The organism is Vaccinium witches'-broom phytoplasma str. VAC (assembly GCF_000309405.1).
In the GTDB taxonomy this organism is placed as follows: Bacteria; Bacillota_I; Bacilli_A; order Acholeplasmatales; family Acholeplasmataceae; genus Phytoplasma.
The window spans coordinates 1-2,812 of the sequence record NZ_AKIN01000143.1; the positions used below are offsets into that span (position 1 = coordinate 1).

At 28.0% G+C, this 2,812-nt stretch carries 3 protein-coding genes; all 3 read left to right on the forward strand.

Annotation, left to right across the window (positions count from 1 at the left end; genetic code table 11):
• Window positions 1–1,541: 1,541 nt before the first annotated feature.
• The gene (locus RI68_RS02460; RefSeq protein WP_017193657.1) at window positions 1,542–1,766 is read left to right on the forward strand and encodes a hypothetical protein; all 225 of its coding nucleotides are present in this window, start codon (window positions 1,542–1,544) and stop codon (window positions 1,764–1,766) included.
• Entirely contained in the window at window positions 1,744–2,499 is a 756-nt protein-coding gene (locus RI68_RS02465; RefSeq protein ID WP_017193658.1) for a hypothetical protein, read from the forward strand. Before RI68_RS02460 ends, RI68_RS02465 begins: the two co-directional genes overlap by 23 nt.
• Window positions 2,492–2,812 (forward strand): DUF1538 family protein (locus RI68_RS02470; protein WP_038104684.1); only part of this gene is annotated, 321 nt, incomplete at its 3' end. The genes RI68_RS02465 and RI68_RS02470, both read left to right, overlap by 8 nt.

Below are 2,812 nucleotides of genomic sequence, written 5' to 3' on the forward strand. Positions count from 1 at the left end.
ACACTTTACCTTGTTTGTACTACGTACAACCCACCTAACATGTTCTAAAACCCATCAATCATGTACACTTAAAGAAGTTTGTATATTAGAGAAGGAAGCTCATGACTTAAAGAGATAAAAGGTCAATTTATTAGGCTTAGTGATATCGATTGTTTGGACTCCTATTCAAAGAAAATAAACAAATAACTAACTAAACCACTTAATGTGGTTTTTTATTTGTTAAAAAAAGAAAAGGAAGTTATAACAGTTAAATCAAATAATATTCAATCATTCTACCCACAAACATTTATAAATAACGTCCACAAAAATTTATTAATTATTATTGGGCGCAAAGAGGCCTTATTAACAGCAAATTAACGAATTGCAATGTGTGATAATTACATACTTCATATTCTTGGTTTGTTAAACGAAAGAATGATAGATTACAGCAAAGAATAAAAGCGGATTGAGGTGAAGTCCATAACCAATATGAGACCGCAAGAAGAACGAATTCCAAGGAGAAGTCCTGAAACGGACCTAAACGCAAAAAGAAGAGTAACTATCAGACCAAGTCGAAAGTAACTGAAATGACTTGTAAGATGGGATTAAATAGTTATAGTGTCTGACTGTTTAAATTATCAAGGGGACAACCCCCTCCTCCTGGTTCAATACCAACATCTTAACTCACCTGTCTAAACGGTATTTACCTATCTTAGTAGGTACAAACTCATAAGTTAATGTTAAGGTTAGCGTACCTAAAAGAATCACGTAGCAAATAAGAGTAACTTGGATTTTCCTAAAAATCAAGGTTAAAACCATCTAACACCTAAACATAAGAGGATAAAAAGTCTTATGGATTCAAGGAAAAAGCAGAATCATAGTAGTCGTTGGAGTAAAACTTAATCTGGAATGGTTAAGATAATCGCCTAACCAGGAAGTCATGGAAAGCATGGTATAGGGCGAAAGAGGAAATAATATTTCGATTTTAAGGGCGTAGAAAGGTGGTGGCTATATGCTATCAAAAGAAAGTAAAATTTCAAAACTAACTACGCATTTAAACAGAATTGAGACGAATTCAAGAAACTTTAAATCGTCAAAAACTAGAAATATTATAAATGCCGTATACTTGGAAACTTGCTCGTACGGTGTTGTGTGGGGCTAGTTTGTAATAGGGAGCCATCCTGAAACGTATCTAATCTATCACGATTTAAAATATTAGTATAAATATCTTTTGAAACTAGAAAATTATAAAAAAAATTAGACACTTTTTCATCTAATCAAAAATGTTTTGTTGGTTTGAAAAAATATTAAAAAATTATTACTTAATTTCAAGTTTGAAAGAACAATTTTAAAGACAAAAGTTTTATTAAAAAACGGAACAGCGCATTATTTTGAAAAAATTTTTTAAAAAAGGTTGACAAATATTTTTTTTATGTTACCATATAGTAAGTTAATAAATAATTTTTTCTTAAAAGGTATTTGTTTTAGAAAAATTAGTTGTGGTCTTTCAGTACCGTTTCGTTGTGTCTCATCCGTATTAACTGGTTTATTTTGATGGCGGCATGAGAGAAAATAAAAATAATTGTTATATTTTAAATGATTTAAAGCAAATGATTAATGATGTAACAAATATTTATTTTTTTTATGATAATACTTGTTATAACGATGTTGCTATGCAAACTCAAATTAATAAAAACTTTTATTTTGATAAACATAAACAACACTGGGAAGTTCCTTCAGAATGGCGTCCTTGGTTTTGGTCTTATGAAAAATGGAGAAACCATTGATATAACGAAAAAAACACCCACTGAAAAAGGTTATTTTTTAGTTAAATACGGTTCTCAAGGTTTTAAAATAGAAGTAAATATTGATGAAAAAGAAACTATGTGTTCAATTCCAGAACATGCAATTGGTTCAGTTTTAGATAATAATTTTTCTAAAATAAAAAATTTGACAGAAAATGGTTTAAAAAATTATTTATGTGATGGTATTTATATTGACTATGATAAACCTTTTTTAACTTTTATAACCAACAATTGGTTTAATGATGTTTGGAATGTTTCTCATAATGTTATTAGTTTTATCCCTATTGTTGGCACTACTATTGATGTTTCTCTGGGTTTATTTGATGTAGTGGAATCCTTGGTGCAACAGAATCCACAACAAGCTATAAATGGTACCTTAGATACTTCTTTTACTTTAATGCCTGTACCAGGTTTAAAAAAAGTAGCTGGTTCTAAAGTAATAAAAGCTTTTTCTAAAAAATTACCTAAATTATTACAAAAAAAAATAATAAAAAAAACAACTGAAAATATTGTTGGAGACATCATTAAAACTCCTTTTAAAGATGGTGCTCAAACAATAACTCAAAAATATTGTTTTACTTCTAAACCTATAAATATAAAATTAGATGATTATACAACTTTAACCGCTAAACCAAGTAATAAACTAATATATGATGTTGAACCTAATGAAAAAGTACATGTAATTAATCATCTTGGCGAGGAAATAAATGAATAATCGAGCAGTTTTGTTAGTTTTGTTTTGTTTTTTAGCTTTTGCATGGACTATTTATTATCCAGAGCCTGAAATACAAAAACTTAAAAAAGAACATAAAAAGCGAAAAAATTTAGAAAAAAAAGTTAAAATGGAAATAAAAATTAAAATATTAAGAATATCTCAATGGATTTTGTTTTTCGTATTATTCATTGTTGTGCCTTTTTTGATTTTTGTGACTTTTAAAAAAATTTATAATAATATTATTTTAGATATAATATTAATTATTTTTTTGGTTGTTTTTTTCATTCTTGCGCTTTTTGCTTCAGCATGTACT